At 56.3% G+C, this 22014-nt stretch carries 23 protein-coding genes and 4 tRNA genes; 6 read left to right on the top strand and 21 right to left on the bottom strand.

Features of this window, described 5'->3' with window-relative positions:
• Positions 1–98: 98 nt before the first annotated feature.
• From rpoB to LG297_RS06040, 11 genes are all read right to left on the bottom strand, one after another.
• The gene (gene rpoB / locus LG297_RS06090; protein ID WP_404426934.1) at positions 99–4265 is read right to left on the bottom strand and encodes a DNA-directed RNA polymerase subunit beta; all 4167 of its coding nucleotides are present in this window, start codon (positions 4263–4265) and stop codon (positions 99–101) included.
• A 365-nt stretch (positions 4266–4630) separates the two neighbouring features.
• The gene (gene rplL / locus LG297_RS06085) at positions 4631–5008 is read right to left on the bottom strand and encodes a 50S ribosomal protein L7/L12 (RefSeq protein WP_404426053.1); all 378 of its coding nucleotides are present in this window, start codon (positions 5006–5008) and stop codon (positions 4631–4633) included.
• 46 nt (positions 5009–5054) lie between these two features.
• Entirely contained in the window at positions 5055–5573 is a 519-nt protein-coding gene (gene rplJ, locus LG297_RS06080; RefSeq protein WP_404426052.1) for a 50S ribosomal protein L10, read from the bottom strand.
• 282 nt (positions 5574–5855) lie between these two features.
• Positions 5856–6554, bottom strand: coding sequence for a 50S ribosomal protein L1 (gene rplA, locus LG297_RS06075; RefSeq protein WP_007092432.1), 699 nt, complete (start codon positions 6552–6554; stop codon positions 5856–5858).
• 4 nt (positions 6555–6558) lie between these two features.
• The gene (gene rplK, locus LG297_RS06070) at positions 6559–6987 is read right to left on the bottom strand and encodes a 50S ribosomal protein L11 (RefSeq protein WP_062952272.1); all 429 of its coding nucleotides are present in this window, start codon (positions 6985–6987) and stop codon (positions 6559–6561) included.
• 103 nt (positions 6988–7090) lie between these two features.
• Complete coding sequence (gene nusG, locus LG297_RS06065; RefSeq protein WP_404426051.1) at positions 7091–7621, bottom strand: transcription termination/antitermination protein NusG; 531 nt, start codon at positions 7619–7621, stop codon at positions 7091–7093.
• Positions 7622–7624: 3 nt separating this feature from the next.
• Positions 7625–7822: a preprotein translocase subunit SecE gene (gene secE, locus LG297_RS06060; protein WP_404426050.1), complete on the bottom strand. Its 198-nt coding sequence runs from the start codon at positions 7820–7822 to the stop codon at positions 7625–7627.
• A gap of 49 nt (positions 7823–7871) precedes the next feature.
• Positions 7872–7947, bottom strand: a tRNA-Trp gene (locus tag LG297_RS06055).
• A 132-nt stretch (positions 7948–8079) separates the two neighbouring features.
• A complete protein-coding gene (tuf, locus tag LG297_RS06050) occupies positions 8080–9270 on the bottom strand; it encodes an elongation factor Tu (protein WP_040059651.1) in 1191 nt (396 codons plus the stop codon).
• Between the two features lie 76 nt (positions 9271–9346).
• Positions 9347–9420 (bottom strand) — tRNA-Gly (locus tag LG297_RS06045).
• A 37-nt stretch (positions 9421–9457) separates the two neighbouring features.
• Positions 9458–9542 (bottom strand) — tRNA-Tyr (locus LG297_RS06040).
• 193 nt (positions 9543–9735) lie between these two features.
• On the opposite strand from LG297_RS06040, the gene rlmB reads away from it, so the two are divergent.
• On the top strand, positions 9736–10614 hold the full coding sequence (rlmB, locus tag LG297_RS06035; protein WP_404426049.1) for a 23S rRNA (guanosine(2251)-2'-O)-methyltransferase RlmB: 879 nt from the start codon (positions 9736–9738) through the stop codon (positions 10612–10614).
• Between the two features lie 154 nt (positions 10615–10768).
• Positions 10769–10845 (top strand) — tRNA-Thr (locus LG297_RS06030).
• A 131-nt stretch (positions 10846–10976) separates the two neighbouring features.
• On the opposite strand, the gene LG297_RS06025 is transcribed toward LG297_RS06030, so the two are convergent.
• The gene (locus LG297_RS06025) at positions 10977–11750 is read right to left on the bottom strand and encodes an alpha/beta fold hydrolase (RefSeq protein WP_404426048.1); all 774 of its coding nucleotides are present in this window, start codon (positions 11748–11750) and stop codon (positions 10977–10979) included.
• Positions 11751–11909: 159 nt separating this feature from the next.
• On the opposite strand from LG297_RS06025, the gene LG297_RS06020 reads away from it, so the two are divergent.
• The gene (locus LG297_RS06020; RefSeq protein WP_404426047.1) at positions 11910–12461 is read left to right on the top strand and encodes a sigma-70 family RNA polymerase sigma factor; all 552 of its coding nucleotides are present in this window, start codon (positions 11910–11912) and stop codon (positions 12459–12461) included.
• 18 nt (positions 12462–12479) lie between these two features.
• Positions 12480–13124, top strand: a complete 645-nt coding sequence (locus LG297_RS06015; RefSeq protein ID WP_404426046.1) for an NrsF family protein — start codon at positions 12480–12482, stop codon at positions 13122–13124.
• A 26-nt stretch (positions 13125–13150) separates the two neighbouring features.
• On the opposite strand, the gene LG297_RS06010 is transcribed toward LG297_RS06015, so the two are convergent.
• Together LG297_RS06010 and LG297_RS06005 are read right to left on the bottom strand one after the other, a co-directional pair.
• Positions 13151–13783 (bottom strand): LysE family translocator, encoded by a 633-nt coding sequence (locus LG297_RS06010; RefSeq protein WP_063096166.1) that lies wholly within the window; start codon positions 13781–13783, stop codon positions 13151–13153.
• 270 nt (positions 13784–14053) lie between these two features.
• Positions 14054–14650: a TetR/AcrR family transcriptional regulator gene (locus tag LG297_RS06005; RefSeq protein WP_404426045.1), complete on the bottom strand. Its 597-nt coding sequence runs from the start codon at positions 14648–14650 to the stop codon at positions 14054–14056.
• A gap of 173 nt (positions 14651–14823) precedes the next feature.
• Here LG297_RS06005 and LG297_RS06000 point away from each other — a divergent pair, with 173 nt between their 5' ends.
• Together LG297_RS06000 and LG297_RS05995 are read left to right on the top strand one after the other, a co-directional pair.
• Entirely contained in the window at positions 14824–15216 is a 393-nt protein-coding gene (locus LG297_RS06000) for a RidA family protein (RefSeq protein WP_404426044.1), read from the top strand.
• 72 nt (positions 15217–15288) lie between these two features.
• Positions 15289–15681, top strand: a complete 393-nt coding sequence (locus tag LG297_RS05995; protein WP_404426043.1) for a RidA family protein — start codon at positions 15289–15291, stop codon at positions 15679–15681.
• Between the two features lie 67 nt (positions 15682–15748).
• On the opposite strand, the gene LG297_RS05990 is transcribed toward LG297_RS05995, so the two are convergent.
• The 7 genes from LG297_RS05990 to LG297_RS05960 form a co-directional block, all read right to left on the bottom strand.
• Positions 15749–16630 (bottom strand): oxaloacetate decarboxylase, encoded by an 882-nt coding sequence (locus LG297_RS05990; RefSeq protein ID WP_404426042.1) that lies wholly within the window; start codon positions 16628–16630, stop codon positions 15749–15751.
• A 5-nt stretch (positions 16631–16635) separates the two neighbouring features.
• A complete protein-coding gene (locus LG297_RS05985) occupies positions 16636–17904 on the bottom strand; it encodes a TRAP transporter large permease (RefSeq protein WP_404426041.1) in 1269 nt (422 codons plus the stop codon).
• A complete protein-coding gene (locus LG297_RS05980) occupies positions 17901–18389 on the bottom strand; it encodes a TRAP transporter small permease (protein WP_404426040.1) in 489 nt (162 codons plus the stop codon). The genes LG297_RS05985 and LG297_RS05980 overlap by 4 nt, the downstream gene beginning before the upstream one ends.
• 155 nt (positions 18390–18544) lie before the next feature.
• The gene (dctP, locus tag LG297_RS05975) at positions 18545–19543 is read right to left on the bottom strand and encodes a TRAP transporter substrate-binding protein DctP (protein ID WP_404426039.1); all 999 of its coding nucleotides are present in this window, start codon (positions 19541–19543) and stop codon (positions 18545–18547) included.
• Between the two features lie 296 nt (positions 19544–19839).
• On the bottom strand, positions 19840–20379 hold the full coding sequence (locus tag LG297_RS05970; protein ID WP_404426038.1) for a GNAT family N-acetyltransferase: 540 nt from the start codon (positions 20377–20379) through the stop codon (positions 19840–19842).
• 21 nt (positions 20380–20400) lie between these two features.
• Entirely contained in the window at positions 20401–20946 is a 546-nt protein-coding gene (locus LG297_RS05965; RefSeq protein WP_082824803.1) for a helix-turn-helix transcriptional regulator, read from the bottom strand.
• Positions 20947–21253: 307 nt separating this feature from the next.
• Positions 21254–21589, bottom strand: coding sequence for a rhodanese-like domain-containing protein (locus LG297_RS05960; RefSeq protein ID WP_062952548.1), 336 nt, complete (start codon positions 21587–21589; stop codon positions 21254–21256).
• Between the last annotated feature and the right edge of the window lie 425 nt (positions 21590–22014).

Below are 22014 nucleotides of genomic sequence, written 5' to 3'. Positions count from 1 at the left end.
TCCCGCTATGCCCGGTCTCGCCGGGTTTCGCCAATTTTCAGGCCGAAAGATGCTTGATGGCGGACGGGACACCCGAATGGTACCCGCCCGCCAAGCTATTAAAGGTCGTCTTGCTCGAGCTCGACATTGAGACCCAGCGACCGAAGTTCTTTAACGAGAACGTTAAAGGATTCCGGAATGCCCGCCTCGAAGGTGTCTTCGCCACGAACGATCGCCTCATAGACCTTGGTACGGCCCGAAACATCGTCCGACTTGACAGTAAGCATTTCCTGGAGGGTGTAGGCAGCACCGTAAGCTTCGAGTGCCCACACTTCCATCTCCCCGAAACGCTGGCCACCGAACTGTGCCTTACCACCCAGCGGCTGCTGGGTAACAAGCGAGTACGGACCAATCGAACGGGCGTGGATCTTGTCGTCGACCAGGTGATGCAGCTTGAGCATGTAGATGTAGCCCACGGTCACCTTGCGATGGAATTTCTCGCCGGTACGACCATCATACAGGTCGACCTGGCCAGAACCATCAAGGCCGGCTTTTTCGAGCATGCGAACCACATCAGGTTCACGTGCACCGTCAAAGACCGGGGTTGCCATCGGCACACCACGACGCAGGTTGTTACCAAGCTCGATAACATCGCCATCGCTCAGCTCTTTGATGCCGGTGACGTATTGCTCGTCCTCGTACACTTCATTGAGCTTGCCACGCAGGCTGTCCATCTCGGCACGACCATCGGCAACAGCATCGACAAGCTCGCCGATCTGTTCACCCAGACCACGTGACGCCCAACCAAGGTGGGTTTCAAGGATCTGGCCGACGTTCATACGCGACGGAACACCAAGCGGGTTCAGAACGATATCGACAGGCGTACCGTCTTCGAGATGCGGCATGTCTTCCATCGGCATGATGCGCGATACGACACCCTTGTTCCCGTGACGGCCGGCCATCTTGTCGCCCGGCTGCATCTTGCGCTTAACTGCAACGAAGACTTTGACCATCTTCATCACGCCCGGCGGCAGTTCGTCACCAGCCTGAAGCTTGTCGACCTTGTCGTCGAAACGAGCCTGCAGAACAGCAATCGATTCCTCGAACTGTTTCTTCAGGGCTTCGATGTCGGACATGACATTGTCATCGGCAACGGCAATCTGACGCCACAGACCACGAGCAACACCCGAAAGGGCGTCTTCGGTGATCTCGCCATTCAGACCTTTCGGTCCGTCAACCAGGGTCTGGCCAAGCAGCAGGTTTTTCAGACGACCATAGAAGTTGCGTTCCAGGATCGCACGTTCATCATCACGGTCTTTTGCAAGACGTTCGATTTCGGAACGTTCGATTGCCAGGGCACGTTCGTCCTTGTCAACGCCACGACGCGAGAACACGCGGACTTCAACAACGGTACCGAACTGTCCCGGAGGGACACGCAGCGACGTATCACGGACGTCGGATGCTTTTTCACCGAAGATGGCGCGCAGAAGTTTTTCTTCCGGCGTCATCGGGCTTTCGCCCTTCGGCGTCACTTTACCGACAAGGATATCGCCCGGTTTGATTTCCGCACCGATGTAAACGATGCCCGCCTCGTCGAGGTTTTTAAGGGCTTCTTCACCGACGTTCGGAATGTCACGGGTGATCTCTTCCTGACCCAGCTTGGTATCGCGGGCCATGACTTCGAATTCCTCGATATGGATCGAGGTATAAACGTCATCACGTGCGATACGCTCGGACAGAAGGATGGAATCCTCGAAGTTGTAACCGTTCCAGGGCATAAACGCGACCAGCACGTTACGACCCAGGGCCAGTTCACCCATATCGGTACACGGACCATCCGAGATGATGTCGCCCTTCTGGACAACATCGCCCACCTTCACCAGCGGACGCTGGTTGATGCAGCTACCCTGGTTGGAACGCTGGTATTTCAGCAGGGTGTAAATATCGACACCCGATTCCGAGGCGGCAATGTCACCGGTTGCGCGGATAACCATACGGGTCGCGTCAACGGATTCAACAACACCGTCACGGCGTGCGATCAGGGTTGCCCCCGAATCACGTGCCACCGGAACTTCCATACCGGTCCCGACATACGGCGCTTCGGAGCGGATCAGCGGAACCGCCTGACGCTGCATGTTCGAGCCCATCAGTGCGCGGTTCGCGTCATCGTTCTCAAGGAACGGAATGAGCGCGGATGCGACCGATACAAGCTGCTTCGGCGAGACGTCCATAAGGTCGATCTCTTCGGAGCGGGCCATATAGTGGTCACCGGCCTTACGGGTGTTGATCAGTTCGTTTTCGAAGCCGAATTCCTTGGTCAGCGGTTCGTTCGCCTGTGCAATGACATAGCGACCTTCCTCGATGGCCGAAAGATAGATGACTTCGGAGGTAACCACGCCATCGACAACCTTGCGGTACGGGCTTTCGATGAAGCCGTACTGGTTGACGCGGGCAAAGGTCGCCAGCGAGTTGATCAGACCGATGTTCGGACCTTCCGGCGTTTCAACCGGGCAGATACGACCATAGTGGGTCGGATGAACGTCACGAACTTCGAAACCTGCACGCTCACGGGTCAAACCGCCCGGTCCAAGTGCCGAAAGACGACGCTTGTGGGTGATTTCCGAAAGCGGGTTGGTCTGGTCCATGAACTGCGACAGCTGCGAGGAGCCGAAGAATTCACGAACAGCAGCCGCAACCGGCTTCGCATTGATCAGGTCATGCGGCATGACGTTGTCGATCTCGACCGAGCTCATACGCTCGCGGATCGCACGTTCCATACGCAGCAGGCCAACACGGAACTGGTTTTCCATCAGCTCGCCGACCGAACGCAGACGACGGTTGCCAAGATGGTCAATATCGTCGATTTCGCCACGACCGTCTTTCAGGTCGATCAGAACGCGGACGACTTCCAGAATGTCTTCACGACGCAGAACACGAACCGTATCCGGGCATTCCAGATTAAGGCGCGCATTCATTTTCACACGGCCAACAGCCGAGAGGTCGTAACGCTCTGCATCAAAGAACAGACCCTTGAACATGGCTTCCGCACCCTCGATGGTGGGCGGCTCGCCAGGGCGCATGACGCGATAGATGTCCACAAGGGCTTCTTCGCGGTTGCTGTTCTTGTCCAGTGCAATGGTGTTGCGCAGATACGCACCGACATTGTTGTGATCGATCATCAGCAGACGAATGGTGTCGACACCCCATTCTTTCAGCTGCTCGAACACACCTTCGGTCAGTTCGTGGCCTGCTTCGGCCAGAATTTCACCGGTTTCGCCGTCGATCTGGTCTTCTGCCATGAACCAGCCGTTAAGCTGTTCTTCGGGCACCAGGATGTGTTTGACACCCTGCTCGACGATCTTGGCAGCCGAACGCTTGGTGATCTTGCTGCCGGCGGCGGCAACAACTTCACCGCTGTCGGCGTCAAGCAGGTCAAAGACCAGCTTCTGACCGATATAGCGATCTGCATTGAAATCGGTAACCCAACCATCCTTGGTGCGGCGGTATTCTGCCGACTCGTAGTAATAGTTGAGGATTTCTTCCGGCGTCAGGCCTTCGATTTCCGACGGATCGACAGAGCGGCCTTCTTCGGCACGCTGTGCACGCAGGGCCTCGGACTCTTCATTTTCAAGAGCCATAAGCAGCGTGGTCGCCGGCAGTTTGCGGCGACGGTCGATACGGACATACAGGATGTCTTTCGCGTCGAACTCGAAATCGAGCCACGAACCACGATACGGGATCACGCGCGCAGCAAACAGGTACTTGCCCGAGCTGTGGCTTTTGCCCTTGTCGTGGTCAAAGAAGACGCCCGGCGAACGGTGCATCTGCGAGACGATCACACGCTCGGTGCCGTTCACGATAAAGGTACCGTGTTCGGTCATGAGCGGCATGTCGCCCATATACACGTCCTGTTCCTTGATATCGCGGATCGAACGTGCACCGGTATCTTCGTCAATATCCCAGACAACCAGACGCAGTGTCACGCGCAGCGGCGCGGCAAAGGTCATGCCACGCTGACGGCACTCCTCGGTATCGTATTTGGGCTGCTCCAGCTCATACGAAACAAATTCGAGGGTTGCGCGCTCTGAGAAATCTTTAATCGGAAAGACGCTCTTGAACACTTCCTGGAGGCCGGCATCGTCCCGCTGCTCCTGCGGGGTACCAGTCTGCAAAAACTTGTCGTAAGAATTCTTTTGAACCTCAATCAGGTTCGGGAGCGGAGCGACTTCGCTGATCCGTCCAAAGCTCTTGCGGATGCGCTTTCGACCGGTAAAGGACTTATCCATCATCGTTCCTTTAATCGCGCCTCCCCACACCGTCGTAACTCGTTCGTCCCCGTGCCACTATGCAAAAAGCATACAGCACAACGACGCCCGAGCCCCGTACGGGGCGGGCGTTCACTTGATTATGACCGTGGATGTTATGTGACATCCAACATGAATGAGATCACTGATCCCTCGGCTGTCGACGCCGTCAAAGATAACCTCTGACCTAAACGGCCTTACGTTATGTACGATTACCTTTGGCAGCGTCAACCGTAAATTTCCTTTTCGCGTCCCGACAGGCCGGACACCCATTGCCCGAAATGCAGAGACGGATAGGCCGGCGCCCCGAAAGGACGCCGACCCAAACCTTGGCAAGAAGCCGTCGATTACTTGAGTTCGACGGTTGCGCCAGCTTCTTCAAGCTGTTTCTTGATCGCTTCGGCTTCGTCTTTCGACGCGCCTTCTTTAACAGCTTTCGGTGCGCCTTCGACCAGGTCTTTGGCTTCTTTCAGGCCAAGACCGGTGATTGCGCGAACTTCTTTGATGACGTTGATTTTCTTGTCACCAGCAGAAGCCAGGATAACGTCGAATTCGGTTTTTTCTTCGGCAGCAGCAGCACCGGCAGCAGCGCCACCAGCAGCAGCAACAGCAACCGGAGCAGCAGCGGAAACGCCCCACTCTTCTTCGAGAAGTTTGGAAAGCTCTGCAGCTTCAAGAACGGTGAGCTTCGAAAGCTCTTCAACGAGTGCCTTAAGATCGGCCATTTGTATAAACTCCTAGGCTTGAACTTGGATAAGTTGGTAAATTGGGTTACGCGGCTTCGCCTTTTTCGGCGTATGCCTTCAGCACCTGGGCAATCTGGGCCGCCGGCTTGGAGGTCAGCGTAGCGATACGCTGTGCCGGGGTCTGGATCATACCCACCAGTTTCGCACGCAGTTCGTCCAGCGACGGCAGTTCTGCCAGAGCTTTGACGCCCTGTTCGTCCAGAATCTGTTCACCGATGGCGCCAGCAACAAGAACGAGCTTGTCATTGGCTTTTGCGAACGTTGAGGCCACTTTCGCGACCGACGCGGGATCAGCCGAGTAGGCGATCGCGGTCGGGCCGGTGAAGTGGTCTGCAAGACCGGCAAATTTGGTGCCTTCCAGAGCAAGTCGCGTAAGCCGGTTTTTGGTGACCTTGAAGCCCGCACCAGCATCACGCATCTGCGCACGAAGAGCGGTGATTTCCGCAACCGTCAACCCTTTGTACTGGGTAACGATCACGCCTTCCGCACCTTCGAACACTTCGCGCATGTCTGCTACGAACTGTGTTTTATCATCGCGGTTCACTTTAAGTCTCCGACATTGCTTATTGCCCTGAACCCCATGGGGGGTTCACAGACGTGACCAGTCCTTTCGAACCGGTCTGTGACGCCCGTCCGTTTTGCCAGATGTCCAAGCCTTTTGTGATGCCCCGTAACCGGGGAAAACTAAAAACCGGAACCTCTGCCTATGCAGGAGATTAAGAACGGCAAATACCGTCCACCTGCAGTCTGGGACAGACAGGTAGAGAGAACCTTGCGATCCTCTCCGGTCCTGACCGGCCGCATGCGACCGGTCAGAATTCTTGAATTACTTCGACGCGATATCCGCAATCGACAGTTTCACGCCAGCGCCCATGGTCGAGCTGATGGCGGCGCGCTGCAGGTATACACCTTTTGCGCCCGTCGGTTTTGCTTTGACGATCGCGCTGACAAATGCCTTGGCATTTTCAACAAGCTGTTCTTCGCTGAACGAAGCCTTGCCGATACCGGCATGGACAATACCGTTCTTTTCAGCGCGGAACTGAACCTGGCCGGCTTTGGCATCGGAAACAGCCTGGGCAACATCCATGGTCACGGTGCCGAGTTTCGGGTTCGGCATCAGGCCGCGCGGGCCCAGAACCTTACCGAGACGGCCGACAACAGCCATCATGTCCGGGGTTGCAATAACGCGATCATAGTTCAGATCGCCTTTCTGCATTGCTTCCATCAGGTCTTCGGCGCCAACAGCGTCCGCACCAGCTTTCTGGGCTTCTTCTGCTTTGGCGTCTTTTGCGAAGACGGCGACGCGCATGGTTTTACCGGTACCATGCGGAAGCGAAACAACACCACGGACCATCTGGTCTGCGTGACGCGGATCAACACCAAGGTTCATTGCGATTTCAACGGTTTCGTCGAATTTCGCTTTTGCACCGTCCTTGACGAGCTTGACCGCGGCGGTCAGTTCGTACTGGGTGTTACGATCGATGCCCTCATAAGCCTGGGCAAGGCGCTTACCAGTCTTGGCCATCGTCTTACTCCACAACCTCGAGGCCCATAGCACGGGCAGAACCTTCGATCATCGCCATCGCGCCTTCAACGTCAAATGCGTTGAGGTCAGCCATTTTGGCTTCCGCGATTTCCTTGACCTGTGCTTTGGTCACTTTACCGATGTAACCTTTACCGGTCGTACCGGAACCCTTCGGAATGCCCGCTGCCTTTTTCAGGAAGTAGGATGCCGGCGGGGTTTTGGTGACAAAGCTGAAGGAACGGTCGGAATAAACGGTGATGACGACCGGAATCGGCATACCGGGTTCCATCTGCTGGGTCGCCGCGTTGAACGCCTTGCAGAATTCCATGATGTTCACGCCGCGCTGACCAAGAGCCGGGCCGACAGGCGGCGACGGGTTGGCTTTGCCGGCGGGAATCTGCAGCTTGATATAGCCGTCGATTTTCTTCGCCATTAGAGTACCTCATTACAGAAGCGCGCGGTACGGTCATGGCTGACCTCCCGCGCTTTAAAAACTGCCTGCATCACGCAGACAGAAACTTCACTTGATAAGCTCGTTAAAGCTTTTCGACCTGGGTATATTCCAGCTCGACCGGGGTTGAACGACCGAAGATCGAGACCGACACCTTAAGGCGCGAACGTTCTTCATCAACCCCTTCGACGACACCGTTAAACGATGCAAACGGGCCGTCGGAAACACGGACTTCCTCGCCAACCTCGAACGAAATGGTCGGCTTCGGACGCTCGACACCTTCCTGCACCTGATGCAGGATGTGCTGGGCTTCCTTTTCGGAAATCGGCATCGGCTTGCCACGGCTGCCAAGGAAATCGGTGACCTTGGCGGTGTTCTTGACCAGATGCCAGCTCTCGTCCGTCAGATCCATCTTCAAAAGGACATAGCCCGGGAAGAACTTCCGCTCGGCATTGACCTTTGCACCACGACGGACCTCGACAGTCTCTTCGGTCGGAACCAGGACCTCGACGATTTCGCCCTCAAGACCTTTCTTGATGGACTGTTCGCGGATCGACTGGGCGACCTTTTTCTCGAAACCCGAATGGACGTGAAGCACGTACCAGCGATGCGCCATGACCTAGCTCCCGACACCAAAGACCAGCTGAACGCCCCAGGCGAGAAGCTGATCGACAACAAAAAAGAAAACAGACGCCAAAGCCACCATAATGAAAACCATGATGGTCGAAACGGTCGTTTCCTTGCGGGACGGCCACGAGACCTTTTTGGCCTCGGTGCGAACCTGCTGTACGAATTGTGCCGGCGACGTTTTAGCCATTGTCGGGGTTACACCGCTTTCAAAAATTCAATTCCAGGACCCGGGTAAATGGCAGGAGCGGAGGGACTCGAACCCACGGCCCTCGGTTTTGGAGACCGATGCTCTACCAACTGAGCTACACTCCTACAAGCAAATCAGAAAGTTGAATTTCTTCAGCTCTTTCCGACGCAACCCCGCCCGGGCGGCAGGGTGTGCGGGCGGCTTATATCCGCCCGCACCTCAAAGATCAAGCACCCAATGGTGCAAATCTTCAAAAATTATTCAATGATTTTCGCAACGACACCCGCGCCGACGGTACGACCGCCTTCACGGATTGCGAAACGCAGACCTTCGTCCATTGCGATCGGTGCAATGAGGGTCGCGGTCATTTGGACGTTGTCGCCCGGCATAACCATTTCCGTGCCTGCCGGCAGCTCGATCGAGCCGGTGACGTCAGTGGTACGGAAGTAGAACTGCGGACGGTAGTTCGAGAAGAACGGCGTGTGACGGCCTCCTTCATCCTTGGTCAGGATGTAGGCTTCTGCAGTGAACTTGGTGTGCGGCTTGATCGAGCCGACATGCGCCAGAACCTGGCCACGCTCGACGTCTTCACGTTTGGTGCCGCGCAGCAGCGCGCCAATGTTGTCGCCAGCTTCACCCTGATCGAGCAGCTTGCGGAACATTTCAACGCCGGTGACGATCGTTTTGACGGTGTCTTTGATACCGACGATTTCGACTTCTTCACCAACCTTGACGATACCGGTTTCAACACGGCCGGTCACAACCGTACCACGACCCGAAATCGAGAACACGTCCTCGATCGGCATCAGGAACGGACGGTCTTTCGGACGTTCCGGGGCCGGGATGTAGCTGTCAACAGCTTCCATCAGCTTCAGGATCGCTTCTTTGCCAATCGCGTCATCACGACCTTCAAGGGCTGCCAGAGCCGAACCCTTGACGATCGGAATGTCGTCGCCCGGGAAGTCGTAGGACGACAGAAGTTCGCGGATTTCCATTTCGACGAGTTCGAGGAGTTCCTCGTCATCGACCTGGTCAACCTTGTTCATGAACACGACGAGGGCCGGAACGCCAACCTGACGCGCAAGCAGGATGTGCTCGCGGGTCTGCGGCATCGGGCCGTCAGCTGCCGAAACAACCAGGATGCCGCCGTCCATCTGTGCCGCACCGGTGATCATGTTCTTGACATAGTCAGCGTGGCCCGGGCAGTCGACGTGCGCATAGTGGCGGTTCGCCGTTTCATATTCGACGTGCGCGGTCGAGATCGTGATACCACGAGCTTTCTCTTCCGGGGCCTTGTCGATCATGCTGTAGTCCTGGAACGATGCCCCGCCGCTCTCTGCGAGAACTTTGGTGATCGCTGCGGTCAGCGTGGTTTTACCGTGGTCAACGTGGCCGATGGTGCCGACGTTCACGTGCGGTTTTGTACGCGCAAACTTTTCTTTAGCCATTACACTCAGATCCTAATCCGAACCAAAAAAAACACGTAAGAACCCACCGCACGAGCCGACGGGATCATATAAAATCTGGAGCGGGTGAAGGGAATCGAACCCTCGTCGTAAGCTTGGAAGGCTTCTGCTCTACCATTGAGCTACACCCGCATATTTCTCATTGCGAGCTCTCGCGAGGGCGAGAGAATGGTGGAGGGGGCAGGATTCGAACCTGCGTAGACTAAGTCGGCGGATTTACAGTCCGCTGCATTTGACCGCTCTGCCACCCCTCCATCAGGGTCAAAACGTTGTCGGGGTTGCCCCCGGCTTCGTTCGGCGAGGGAGGGAATACGTTGCAGGGCCCTGCCTTGTCAACAGCAAAAAAAACACGAAATCGCATTTCCTTTCCTATATGTTCCCCATGCTTTCGTTCCAAAGCGAAACAAACCGCATTCACATCCTTACCGCCCGGAGGTTTCCGCTATTATGTCGCGTCGCAACAATTCCCGTTCAGCCAACCGTTCCAGCGGAACCGGTCCGGGCGACAGCTTCCCGCAAGACGATGATAAACGTGACGGCAATTCGCGTCGCGGACGAAAACGCGGCCGCGACGGCGGCAATGCGAGCAGCGCTTCGCGCCTGATTCTTTTCGGTCGTCACCCGGTTCTGAACGCGATTTACAATCCGCAACGCACGATTCACAAAATCTGGGCGTCCGAGGCCGTGCGCGATGAAATTGTCGCCGCCCTCGCCGATACCGAACGCACCGATGTCCAGCTCGACGCCGCCGGGCGCACCGATCTGGATGAAATGCTGCCGCCGGGCACGGTCCATCAGGGCATGGCGATGCATTGCGCCCCCCTGCCCCAGATTTCGGTCGAAGAACTGATTACCGACACCAGGGACGAGGAACAATGCACGGTCCTGATCCTTGATCAGGTCACCGACCCGCACAATGTCGGCGCGATTCTCCGCAGTGCGGCCGCCTTTGGTGCCGCGGCCGTCATCGTGCCCGACCGTCACGCCCCGCCCGAAACCGGCGTTCTCGCCAAATCGGCCAGCGGCGCGCTTGAAACCGTGCCCTATATCCATGCCGGCAATCTCAGCCAGACCATCGAGAAACTCAAAGCCGCCCACTTCTGGCTGGCCGGTATGGATGGCTATGCCGAACAAACGCTGGCCGAAGCCAAGCTCAAGGGCCGGGTCGGCATCATCATGGGCTCCGAGGGCGAAGGCCTGCGCCGCCTGACCCGCGAAAATTGCGACTTCCTCGTCAAACTGCCGATGTCGGACCGCATCGAAAGCCTCAATGTGTCCAACGCGGCCGCGGTTGCCCTTTACGAACTGTACCGGACACGCGGCTGAAAACCTTTGGCGAATCCCGTGATGCCAAACCGGCATCACGGCGGGCCCGCATCCGCGACAGGACCGTGATTTTCAGGGATGCAATTTTCTGATCTTTTCCCTGTTTCAAAGTCTTGCATTCGCGAACGGCCCGGATTATGTTTCGCGCCGCTTGGCCGGCATAGCTATAATTGGTAGAGCAGCGGATTTGTAATCCGAAGGTTGGGAGTTCGAGTCTCTCTGCCGGCACCATTAAAAGAAAACCCCGCACGCCTTTTGGGCTGCGGGGTTTTCTTTATCCGATACGGGATATCGCCAGCCTCTTTTGACCGGCAATATCCCGATTTGAAATCATCCCGAATACATTCCGGAACGGCTTATTCTTAACGACCTGCTGCTTTAAGGATCAAATCGGCAATCTCCTGCGGATGAGAGACCATCGGAAGGTGCCCTGCATCCAGCGTGACGGTCTGAGCCCCCATCCTTTTAGCAAGAAATCGTTCGAATTCGGGCGAGATCGTCATATCGTTTGCCGACACGGCATAAAAGCTCGGCTTGTTTTTCCAGGCCGTATGCGTTGTCTTTTCGGAAAACAACGACGCCGCCGTCGGCTGTTGTACCGCGTAATAAACCTTGGCTTCGTCTTCAGGGATGCCATTGGCGAAGTATTTCAGAAACGCGTCTTTGGAAACGGTTGTGTAGCCATCCGCGTTTTTGACCCCCGCCCTTACCGGCGTATCCGGGAATGTCTTCTGAAGTGCGACAAAATCCTCACCGGCCTCCGGGGCGCGTGCTGCTACGTAAACAAGCGCCGATACATTCTTGGCATCACCAACATCACTGATCGCAGTGCCACTCCACGAATGTCCGGCAAGAACGGTGGGACCGTCCTGCTGCGCAAGAATCCGACGGACGTCTTCGTTCGAATCTTCAAGTGTCGTCAGACGGTTCTGGACCGCTGTAACTTTCAGCCCTGCCTTCTGAAGGATTGGAATCACCTTCGCCCAGCTTGAACCGTCTGCCCACGCACCATGCACCAGAACAACATTCTCGGCCTTGATCGGGGCCGGGGTTATTGCATCAATCGCGTCTTGCGCAAATGCACTGCCTGTCACAAGGAAACCGGCAATAACCGCCGCAGCAATTTTAATCATCATGGATTTCATCTTCATACCTTACATTTATCGAAGCGTCCCAAATGCGCTTCCTATAAGTTTTCGGATGTGTAACCCTTGGTGAAACACGGGCAGCGTTCACAAGCGATCACGAAACCGCGAACCCGCCGTTCCGATTTCCATTGCATTGGGTAATGTTCTTTGGATCACAGTAAAACCGGTTGGGAAGAAGCGATGCTTGCCGAACGTCGGGGCGATGCCAAGGCGTACAGCAACTTGCTTGGGGAAATTGCCCGCAGTCTTCGCCGTTCCATCCCCGGCAAGCTGAAACGCATGGGAATTGACCCGCAGGAAACCGAAGACATTGTGCAGGAAATCCTGATTGGTCTGCATAACAAGCGTCATACATGGGATTCCACCCGCCCGTTCAAACCTTGGCTTGCAGGTGTCGTTCGCTACAAACTGACCGATGCTGTGCGACGATTATCTCGCGAAAGAGCAAAACATGCCGATATCGAAATCGAGGAACTGGCGGAAATGATCGGCACACTATCTGATCCCTCAAGGGCGATTGACGCCGAACGCAACCTTGCAAAATTACCGCCCCAACAGCACGAGGTTGTCAAAGCGCTCGCAATTGAAGGGCAAAGTGTCCGTACAACGGCAGAAAAACTTGATCGTAGCGAAGCCGCAGTCCGCGTCACTTTCAGTCGCGCCCTAAGTCGGCTTTTTACTTTCTCGCGCTCGAACTAGGACGAAAAGGTATGGTTCATGGAAACGGCTAAAACAGATTTGCTGATTGACTCTCTTGCGAAACAGGCAGGCCAATCTGTTCACCCCTCACCCCGCCAACTTCGCCTTATGCTCGTGCTCGGTTCGATCATCAGTACCGCAATTCTGTTTGCCGTAATTCTGTTGTTGCTCGGTGCCCGAAACGATTTATCAACGGCATTCCACGAACCAGCGACATATTTCAAACTTGCAGCCATGATCAGCCTCGCTGTTGCAGCACTTTATATGGCCTGTCGCGTGATTTCGCCTGATCGTAAAAGTGCGGCATGGATGCCGATTGCCCCGACCTTGGCAATCTTTGTTCTGCGGGCCGCAACGGATCAATCCGGCGCGTCGTGGCTGGGGGCTTCTGAATATGCCGTCATATCGTGTGTGACGACCATCATGATCACCGCACTGCTGCCGCTGGTGCTTCTTTTGGGCTTGTTACGGCTTGGCGCCCCTGTTGCACCGGGGCGGGCAGGTGCGATTGCTGGCATGTTGTCCGGGGCGCTTGCCGCGACGGCTTATACGATTACCTGCCGAAATGATGCAGGCCTGTTTTTGCTGATCTGGTATCCCTTCGCCATTGCCCTCGTATCGGCAACCGGTGCTGCCGTTGGTCGGCGGTTCCTTGCCTGGTAATATGAACAAACCAAAAATCGTTTTGTTCAATTCGCGATCAACCGCCCGCCCAGCAAAACAAACGCTGTCCCCATCACCCCCTGAATGGCGCGATAGGCGCGGCGATAAACGCGCATGACGGCCTCGGTCGAAAAGAACCACGCCAGCGCCAAATGCCAGCCAAATGAAAACGTCGTCGTGCCCAGAACAATCGCAAGCCCGACCCAGCCCGGCGCATCGGGCCGAAGCACAATCGACATGATCGAAAACCAGAACAGCGCGGCCTTGGGATTGCTCATCTGCACCAGAAGTCCGCGCCGCACATAGCGCCACAACGGGCGATCCGCCTTCGCATCCGACACCGGAACCTCCAGCCCCTGCCCCCGGCTTTTATAGGCACTGCGAAGCGCCATGAACCCCATATAGATCAGATACCCACCGCCGATCCAGCGCAGGGCAATCGCCACTTCCTCGGACGCGGCAAGGATCGCGGTCAGCCCAAGCACAGTCATCGTCGACCAACAGATCGTGCCCGTACCGATGCCAAGTGCAATGCCCAATCCCGCACGGCGCGACACCGTCATCGAGGCACTTGTCACCGCCAGAAAATTCGGGCCGGGCGACATCACCGCCATGGCAAAAATCGCATAGGCGGTCAGAAGATAGGGGACATATTCCATCACGTCCTCGAAACTTGTGGCGGCTGGCAGTTGGGCCCGTCATGCGGGATTTGTACGATAGTGCCAGTTTTCTAGCGAAACCGGAACGGGAATCCCGTGCGCTCTCTGCCTGCCCCGACACCGAACCTGCGGCACCATAGACTCCCGCTTCCGCAGGAGTGACGGGCAGATTTTTAAGGCCCCAAAACGTCATGCCTGCGAAGGCAGGCATCCAGTCAGCGGTACGGCAAACTCAATACGATGGTGTTATCGACTTACTGCCAAGGGACACTATCGTTTCTCGACCAGAAACCCCTCGGCCATCAGGCTGAAGGCATCAACCGCCTTGGGCAAGGCAGACTTCGGATCATCACTGTCTGCGACCCACAAGGCCGCATTAAGGGCGGCGCCGCAAAGAAGACGCGCAGCGGCATCGGTATCGACGGGCTTCATAACCCCGTCGGCAATCAGCCTCTCGACCGCTTCTTTCGTCGCCTCAAGGCAGGCATTCTGGCTCGGCCAATGCGACGGATCGCCAAGAATGGCAGGCCCGTCAAGCAGCACAATCCTACGCACCTCGGCATCCAGCGCCATCGCGATATAGGCCGCCCCCTCCGCCAGAAGCTGTTGCCACCCGTCCCCGGCACTGGCACTTGCCGCCCGCGCACGCGCGGCCATCTCGCCATCGACCTGTGCAACAACGGCGGCAAGCAACCCCTTCTTGTCGCCGAAATTGTGATAAAGCGCGCCCCGCGTCAGGCCAACCGATGCCGTCAGTTCATCCATCGAAGCCGCGGCAAACCCTTGCGTTCCGAACGCCTTTCGCCCTGCCGAAATAAGCTTTTCGCGGTTTTCTTCCATCATTTCCTGGCGACGTCTTACAGCCATGGCAAACCTCCTTGGTCAATTTCCCGACATATACCATTTCACATACGCGACGTATATAAAACTTGACATACGCAATGTATCTGAGTTTTATATACGCATCGTATGTGAAATTGCACGCCGGACACAACGCCGTCGGCAGCATTTTTCAGACACACATAAAAGGAGAAATCCAAATGGCACAGCGTAACGCCATTTTCCCCGCCGGTCGGCATGACCTGTACGAAAAGCAAACCTATTCCGCCGCGATCCAATCGGGCGATCTTCTGTTCGTTTCCGGTCAGGTCGGCAGCCGTTCTGACGGTTCACCCGAACCGGATTTCGAGGCACAGGTGCGTCTGGCATTCGCCAACCTTGAAGCAACGCTCAAAGCAGGTGGCGCCACGCTTGACGATATCGTCGATGTCACGACCTTCCACACCGATCCCGAAAATCAGTTCGGAACGATCATGAAGGTAAAGGGCGAAGTTTTCCCCGAAGCCCCTTATCCGAACTGGACGGCAATCGGCGTCAATTGGCTGGCCGGGTATGACTTTGAAATCAAGGTCATTGCCCGCATTCCGGGCTGAAGACCTGAACCGGTCCAAACCGGCATCAACATTTTCCAGACACACACCAGACCCACACAAAGGATAATCCACATGACACAGCGTAACGCCATTTTCCCCGCCAACCGGCACGCCCTTTATGCCGAACACGGCTATTCCGCCGCGATCAAGTCAGGCGATCTTCTGTTCGTTTCCGGGCAGGTCGGCAGCCGCACCGACGGTTCGCCTGAACCGGATTTCGAGGCACAGGTGCGTCTGGCATTCGCCAACCTTGAAGCAACGCTTAAGGCTGGCGGCGCCACGCTTGACGATATCGTCGATGTGACAACCTTCCACACCGATCCCGAAAACCAGTTTGAAACGATCATGAAGGTGAAGGGTGACGTTTTCCCCGAAGCCCCCTATCCGAACTGGACGGCAATCGGGGTCAACTGGCTGGCAGGGTTTGATTTCGAAATCAAGGTCATCGCCCGCATTCCGGACTAAAATGCAAAACGGCGCGCGAGAAGCCCCTCGCGCGCCGTTTGACCGACGATCAGATGAACGCTTGCCCCTACCCGCGTTTCGAGGTCGCGTAACGTTCAGATTCCTCGTAATAGGCATCAAAGCCGATGCGATTGCGCAACTGGCCCCAATCCATCAGCATATCGGTACGCGGCTTGCCCGCCTTCATCAATTGCAGGGTTTCGACCATCGCCTTCATCGCGGCGGCCATCAATGACAACGGATAGGCCGCAATCTGATAGCCGATATCACTCAGTTCATCGGGTGTCAGATCGGGGGTTTCCCCGCCTTCGACGATATTGGCCATTTTCGGCCCCGGCAGGGCCGCACACAATTCGCGCATTTCCGCGACCGTTTTCGGGGCTTCGACAAACAATATGTCAGCCCCCAGTTCGGCAAATTTCGCGGCCCGGTCAATCGCCTCGCTCAAACCATGCTGATGCCGGGCATCGGTACGCGCAAGGATCAGGATATCCGCCCCGGCCTCGCGGGCGTCAACGGCGGCCTTGATACGATCAAATGCCTCGTCCCGGCCGACAACTTCCTTGCCCTTGGTATGGCCGCAACGCTTCGGCGCAAGCTGATCCTCGATCATCACCGCGGCACAGCCGGCCTTGGCAAAACCCGCCACGGTGCGCCGCACATTCATCGCATTGCCATAGCCGGTGTCGCCATCACCGATTACCGGGATCGAAACCGCATCAGTAATGTTGCGCGCCTGATCAAGAACTTCGCCATAAGACATCAGGCCAAGATCGGGTTCGCCGATCCGCGAAGCCGATGCCGAAAAGCCCGACATGAAGGTCAGGCCAAAGCCTTCCTGTTCGATCAGCTTGGCCGAAAGCGCATCAAAGCAGCATGGCATGGTGATCAGATCACCCGTTGCCAGAAGCGCACGGAGTTTATCGGCAGGAGAGATTTGTTTGGTCATAAGCGTCACATTTTAAAGGGTATATAAAGGGCAAGATCATGCCAGACATACAGAATGGCCGCCGTCAGGAACATCAGAAGCAGGAACGGCAAAACGCCACGCGCCACTTCGCCCAATCGCGTTTTCGCCACCGACTGAATGACATAAAGGTTGAGCCCCACGGGCGGCGTGATCAGCGCGCATTCAACCATGATCACCATATAGACCCCGAACCAGATCGGATCAAAGCCAAGTGCCAGAGCCGCCGGCAACAGAACCGGCGTCATGATCAGCACCATTGAAAGTGCCTCAAACACCAGCCCCATGATCAGCAACACGACCGTCACCACGAGGATAAAGCCAAGTTCGGTATCGATCCCCTGACTGATCATCATCGAGATATCCTGCGGGATACGATACAGCGTGATTGCCTTGCCGAATATCTTGGCCCCGGCAATGATCAGGATGATCGCAACCGTGGTCGCCATCGTATCGAAAATCGCAAGCTTCAACGCCTTCCAGGTCAGAACCCGCATCGCTGCCGTAATCAGAAGGGCAGCGGCAAAACCGATGGCCGCGGCCTCGGTCGGGGTAAAGGCCCCGGAATAGATCCCCGAAATGATCAGCACCGCCAGAAGCACGGCAGGCAGGGCCTTTAACGTGGCACGCTTGCGCTCCTCCCAGCCGCGTTTTGGTTCGCGTTCCTGCCCGCCGAAACGGGCATAGATCATCGAATAGACGATAAACAGCAACAGCAACGCAATCCCCGGCCCGACCCCGGCCAGAAACAGCGCGATCACCGATTCCTCGGTCACAAAGCCGTAAATGATCATCGGAATCGATGGCGGGATCAGGATGCCAAGTGTGCCCCCCGCCGCCATCAGGCCATAGACGAAACGCTTGTTATAGCCGCGCTGGATCATTTCCGGGATGGCGACCGTGCCAATCGTGGCTGCGGTTGCCACCGACGACCCCGAAATCGCGGCAAACACGCCACACGACAGAATGGTCGCCACCGCAAGTCCGCCCGGCCAATGCCCGACCCACGCACTGACCGCAGCAAACAGGTCATTGCCGACCCCGGCACGCAACAGGATGTTGGACATCAAAAGGAACAACGGCACCGACAGCAGAATAAAACCATCCAAAGTCGACAGGATCGCCTGGGGGGCCATCAGGGGCGAAAAGCCGCCAAGGATCAGCATGGCAAGGCCAAGCCCGCCCAGCGCAAAGGCCACCGGCACACGTATCAGCAGCAAGGCGAACATTGCCGCAAGGGTCAGGATAATGGTCATTCGTGCGCCCCTTCCGGAATATCCTTGCCGCGAATCACGCCAACAATTTCGATGACGGCCTGAACGGCCAGAAGCGCAAAACCGATCACGACCGGGATTTCCGCAACCCACGCCGGAAGGTCAAGCATCGTGCCGCTGGTGCGGCCCCACTCGAAGCTTTCAAGGAAAATGTCCCATCCCTTGACCGTCACCATCACGGAAAACACCAGAACCACCGCCATCGCGATGATTTCAAGCACACGGCGCATCCCCGGTTTGCACAGCCGGGTCACGGCATCAACGGCAATATGCCGCCGTGCCGCCAATGCCCAGGGCATGCCAAGCAACGATCCCCAGATCAGGCAAAGCTGCGAAAGCTCTGCCGCCCAGATGGTCGGACGGATAAAGAAATAACGGGCCACAACCTCATAGGTCAGCATCACACCGGCTGCGACAAACAGCAGGGCCGCGATCCAGGCCAGCAAAAGCATCAAACGATCAAACATGATAAAAATCCTGGCCGTGCCGGAAATATGCGCCCCGGTCGCGACCGCCTCCTAAAAAGAGAGACAGATGGATAGACGGAAAGACATCACCGCAATCGCCGGGTGGCCGAAATTGCGGTGATGTCATTTTATCGGGCAAAGTTTAAAGCCCGAACTTAAAGCTTGCTGGCCGCGTCAAAGACCTGCTTGCCCAGATCGCCGGAATGTTCAAGGAATTTATCATAGACCGGCTTGGCAACGGCGCGCCATGCCGCCATTTCATCGTCCGTCGGGGTATAGATGGTCATGCCGTTGGCCTTGGCTTCTTCATAAGCTGCGGCTTCGATGGATGCCATGCGATCACGCACGTCTTTTTCCGCGTTCATGGCTGCGGTCGAAATGATGTCGCGCTGCGCATCCGAAAGACCGTTCCAGAAATCGGTATTGATCACGACGATGAATTCAACATCGGCATCGTTGGTGGCGGTCACGGTATCCATGACTTCCCAAAGCTGGCGGGATTTGACGCCCGACATGCCGGTCATGCCGACATCGACCGTGCCGCGCTGATAGGCGATATACTGTTCCGACCCGGAAATAAGGGTCGGCGCACCGCCAGCCGCTGAAATGAAATCGCCCTGGGTTTTGGAAAACACGCGGACTTTCTGGCCTTTAAGACCTTCCGGGCCTTTGATCGGCCCACCGTTCGACAGCATGATCGATCCGCCATATGCCTGCCACCACAGGACGGTCGCGCCGGTATCGGCAATCGCCTCGTCAAGCGGGCCACGCACCGGCGATCCCTTGGCAACCGCGGCACGGACTTTCTCTTCGGAATCAAGCAGGAACGGCTGATAGAACACATCGACCGCCGGAACATCACCGACATAACGGGTCAGCGATGCCACACCCATTTCAATCGCCCCGGAACCGACGGCGGCGGGAACTTCCTTGTCCTTGTAAAGCTGCGCGCTGTCATAAATCTCGACCGCGATATCGCCGTTCGATTTTTCCTCGACCTCGTTCTTGAACATCAAAAGGTTCTGACCAAGGTGGCTTTTCATCGGCAGTTGCAGCGAAATCCGCAATGTCAGATCGGCTGCAATGGCACTATGGGTCATGCCGGTAAAACCAACGGCAGCCATCAGGGCCGCCGCAAGGGCAAATTTCTTCATGACGAACGTCCTCCGGGGTTTTTTATTTTATACAAAAGCTTTCAGGCGCAAAGATGCGCTCAACCCGGTTTCGCATTCAAGATGTTTTGGTCATACCACTGTCACACGCATTAACCCTTAGTGCGCCGCACAGCAGCATGAAGCTGTGATGTACCGGGGGAAAATACCCTGCCAGCCGACGACATGCTGCAATGCAAAAAGTGAATAATCGGGCTGATTATTCACTTTTACTGCGCAATCTGGCATGCCAGTAAACCGGTTTTGAATACAGAATACGGGAATCGTCCACCAGCGTGTTACACAGCAAGCCGCTTATACATCACGGTGGTTGCGCTCAGCTTTTCGGAAAACGGATCACGGGCATAGGCCGGGATCACGCCCGCCGTTTCAAAACCGAGCGAGGCATAAAGCGGCTCTGCACTGTCACCCGTTCTCGTATCAAGTGTCAGCAGATGACGTGCCTTCGCAAACGCCCGTTTTTCCAGCGCTTCCATCAGTTTTCGCGCAATGCCCATGCGGCGATATTGCGGATGCACCATCAGTTTGCAGACCTCGCCACGATGGACCTGATTGGGCATGGTGGCGCAATCAAGCTGCACGGTTCCGACCACCTTGCTGCCGCCCATCAGGGCCACAAACAGATCGCGCCTGCCGTCCCGCATGGCGGGCAGGACCATATCGCGCCAGAAGCCAATTGCGGCGGCGGCATCAAACGGTTCGATAAATCCGATGCTGGCCCCGTCATGCACGCAGGCATGCAGCATCTCGCCAAACGCCTCCAGGTGGCTTTCAAGCTGATCGGCATCAAAGCTTGCGATGGTGATCTGGTCGCTCATTTTTTTAGGGGCCTCATACTTTCATACGATGAAAAGGTGATAGATCGCGCCTTTATCGGCGGGGGCTTCAAAGCTGCTGGGGCCTGAAAGCCGGTATCGCAGGCAATCCCCGACATTCAGCACATAGGCCTTGCCCTCCACCGTGATATGCAGTTGCCCTGCCAGCATCACCAGATGATGTTCAAGCCCCGGGCGTGGCGTTCCCTCGTATTCGATCCGTGCACCGGGATCGAGTTCGCATTCGATGACTTCCGCCATCAACCCCTGCGCGGGTGGTGAAACCGTCCGTCGGAAAAAGCCGGTTTCCAGGTCGGCCCAGGTGCGCTGCAAACCGCGATAAACAAGCGGTTTGAACTCGTCCTCGACCATCTGCATCAGGCGTGACATCGGCAGGCCATAGGCGGCACACAGCTTGCCCAGAACATGCGCCGTCGGACTGACCTCGCCATTCTCAAGCCGCGACAGGCTGGCCCGGCTGACGTCACTGCGTGCGGCCAGCTCCTCCAGCGACCAGCCCCGCTCCGCCCGCAGCGCCCCCAATCGCTCCGCAATCCTCCGATCCATCATCCCATCACCTCAAATTCCACTATCAGGGAATTAATCCCATATATGAGAAATCGTCAACGAGAATCGATGTGGTTGTTGGAGGAGGTGGCGTATGGAGCGGGAGTGGGGGACGAGAGCGAGAACGAAAACGAGGACAAGAGCAAGGACAAGGAAGGGAGAATACGAGGAAGGGATGAGGATGAGGAAGGGAGAGGGTCTGTGGGTAGGCGTGTTGGCCTAGAGGACCTGTTCCAGTTTGGTTTGCGATTCTTGGTGTTTGGGTTGTGGATGCGAGGGCGGATAGAGGGAAAGGCGTGTGGCGTGTTTGTTAGGCTTGGGTTAGGTCAAATCCGTCGCGGGTCCAGCTTTGCAGGCCGCCTTTGAGGTTCATTACCTGACAGTCAAGGTGGGGGAGAACGGCGTTGGCGGCGCCGAAAGATCGCTGTCCGACGGCACAAATGAAGACCAGATCCGTCTCTGTATCGTCGGCAAGGTCGACAAGTGCCGGAATGTCGAAATTCGAGGTCGGCATATTGATCGCCCCGCTGATATGGCCGGACTTGAATTCGTCGGGTTCGCGGACATCAATCAGGGTCACATTGCCCTGTGCGATCAGGTGATCGAGTTCACCACTTTCGACGAAAGTCACACTACCATCGGTCATTCGTTACTTCCCTTCGGGGCAGGTTTGGCGCACAGTGGACGATACTGGACTGATATAATTTTGCAGCCTGACTGTGCAATTGCAAAACGGGTGCGGCGGATGTTTTCGTCGGCCGGCCAAGCTATTCCCGATGTCGGGGCCGGTCACTTTGAAGTGATCGTTTCGCATGCGTTTTTACCAACAATATTCGTAAGTTGGCCATTGCGGAATGAAACCGGAAGCCCCACGTCAAAGGGACAAGGTTACAGGAGCAGACCCTATCCGGGTGTATTCACCGGTAAAGTTTGCCCGCAACAAAAAGTGACTTTGGGCTGCCGCGTGCCGGGGCCGCAAAATTTCCATCATCGGTTGCAAATATTGCAAGCCATTCTAAAAAGTCATCAAAGCCGTTTTCTTTGCCAATATCTGGCAGACCTTTAAACGAA

Origin of the sequence: Thalassospira australica (genome assembly GCF_044790785.1) — a bacterium.
Lineage (GTDB): Bacteria > Pseudomonadota > Alphaproteobacteria > Rhodospirillales > Thalassospiraceae > Thalassospira > Thalassospira australica_A.
This window is presented reverse-complemented; position numbering and strand designations above follow the sequence as displayed.

Coding starts and splice junctions, on each gene's coding strand:
- secE (WP_404426050.1), bottom strand. CDS start 7,822: ATGGCTAAAACGTCGCCGGCACAATTCGTACAGCAGGTTCGCACCGAG.
- rplA (WP_007092432.1), bottom strand. CDS start 6,554: ATGGCCAAGACTGGTAAGCGCCTTGCCCAGGCTTATGAGGGCATCGAT.
- LG297_RS06025 (WP_404426048.1), bottom strand. CDS start 11,750: ATGATGATTAAAATTGCTGCGGCGGTTATTGCCGGTTTCCTTGTGACA.
- LG297_RS05995 (WP_404426043.1), top strand. CDS start 15,289: ATGACACAGCGTAACGCCATTTTCCCCGCCAACCGGCACGCCCTTTAT.
- rlmB (WP_404426049.1), top strand. CDS start 9,736: ATGTCGCGTCGCAACAATTCCCGTTCAGCCAACCGTTCCAGCGGAACC.
- rplK (WP_062952272.1), bottom strand. CDS start 6,987: ATGGCGAAGAAAATCGACGGCTATATCAAGCTGCAGATTCCCGCCGGC.
- LG297_RS06005 (WP_404426045.1), bottom strand. CDS start 14,650: ATGGCTGTAAGACGTCGCCAGGAAATGATGGAAGAAAACCGCGAAAAG.
- LG297_RS05965 (WP_082824803.1), bottom strand. CDS start 20,946: ATGATGGATCGGAGGATTGCGGAGCGATTGGGGGCGCTGCGGGCGGAG.
- rpoB (WP_404426934.1), bottom strand. CDS start 4,265: ATGGATAAGTCCTTTACCGGTCGAAAGCGCATCCGCAAGAGCTTTGGA.
- LG297_RS06015 (WP_404426046.1), top strand. CDS start 12,480: ATGGAAACGGCTAAAACAGATTTGCTGATTGACTCTCTTGCGAAACAG.
- LG297_RS06000 (WP_404426044.1), top strand. CDS start 14,824: ATGGCACAGCGTAACGCCATTTTCCCCGCCGGTCGGCATGACCTGTAC.
- nusG (WP_404426051.1), bottom strand. CDS start 7,621: ATGGCGCATCGCTGGTACGTGCTTCACGTCCATTCGGGTTTCGAGAAA.
- LG297_RS05985 (WP_404426041.1), bottom strand. CDS start 17,904: ATGACCATTATCCTGACCCTTGCGGCAATGTTCGCCTTGCTGCTGATA.
- LG297_RS05980 (WP_404426040.1), bottom strand. CDS start 18,389: ATGTTTGATCGTTTGATGCTTTTGCTGGCCTGGATCGCGGCCCTGCTG.
- LG297_RS05990 (WP_404426042.1), bottom strand. CDS start 16,630: ATGACCAAACAAATCTCTCCTGCCGATAAACTCCGTGCGCTTCTGGCA.
- LG297_RS05960 (WP_062952548.1), bottom strand. CDS start 21,589: ATGACCGATGGTAGTGTGACTTTCGTCGAAAGTGGTGAACTCGATCAC.
- tuf (WP_040059651.1), bottom strand. CDS start 9,270: ATGGCTAAAGAAAAGTTTGCGCGTACAAAACCGCACGTGAACGTCGGC.
- LG297_RS06010 (WP_063096166.1), bottom strand. CDS start 13,783: ATGGAATATGTCCCCTATCTTCTGACCGCCTATGCGATTTTTGCCATG.
- LG297_RS05970 (WP_404426038.1), bottom strand. CDS start 20,379: ATGAGCGACCAGATCACCATCGCAAGCTTTGATGCCGATCAGCTTGAA.
- rplL (WP_404426053.1), bottom strand. CDS start 5,008: ATGGCCGATCTTAAGGCACTCGTTGAAGAGCTTTCGAAGCTCACCGTT.
- dctP (WP_404426039.1), bottom strand. CDS start 19,543: ATGAAGAAATTTGCCCTTGCGGCGGCCCTGATGGCTGCCGTTGGTTTT.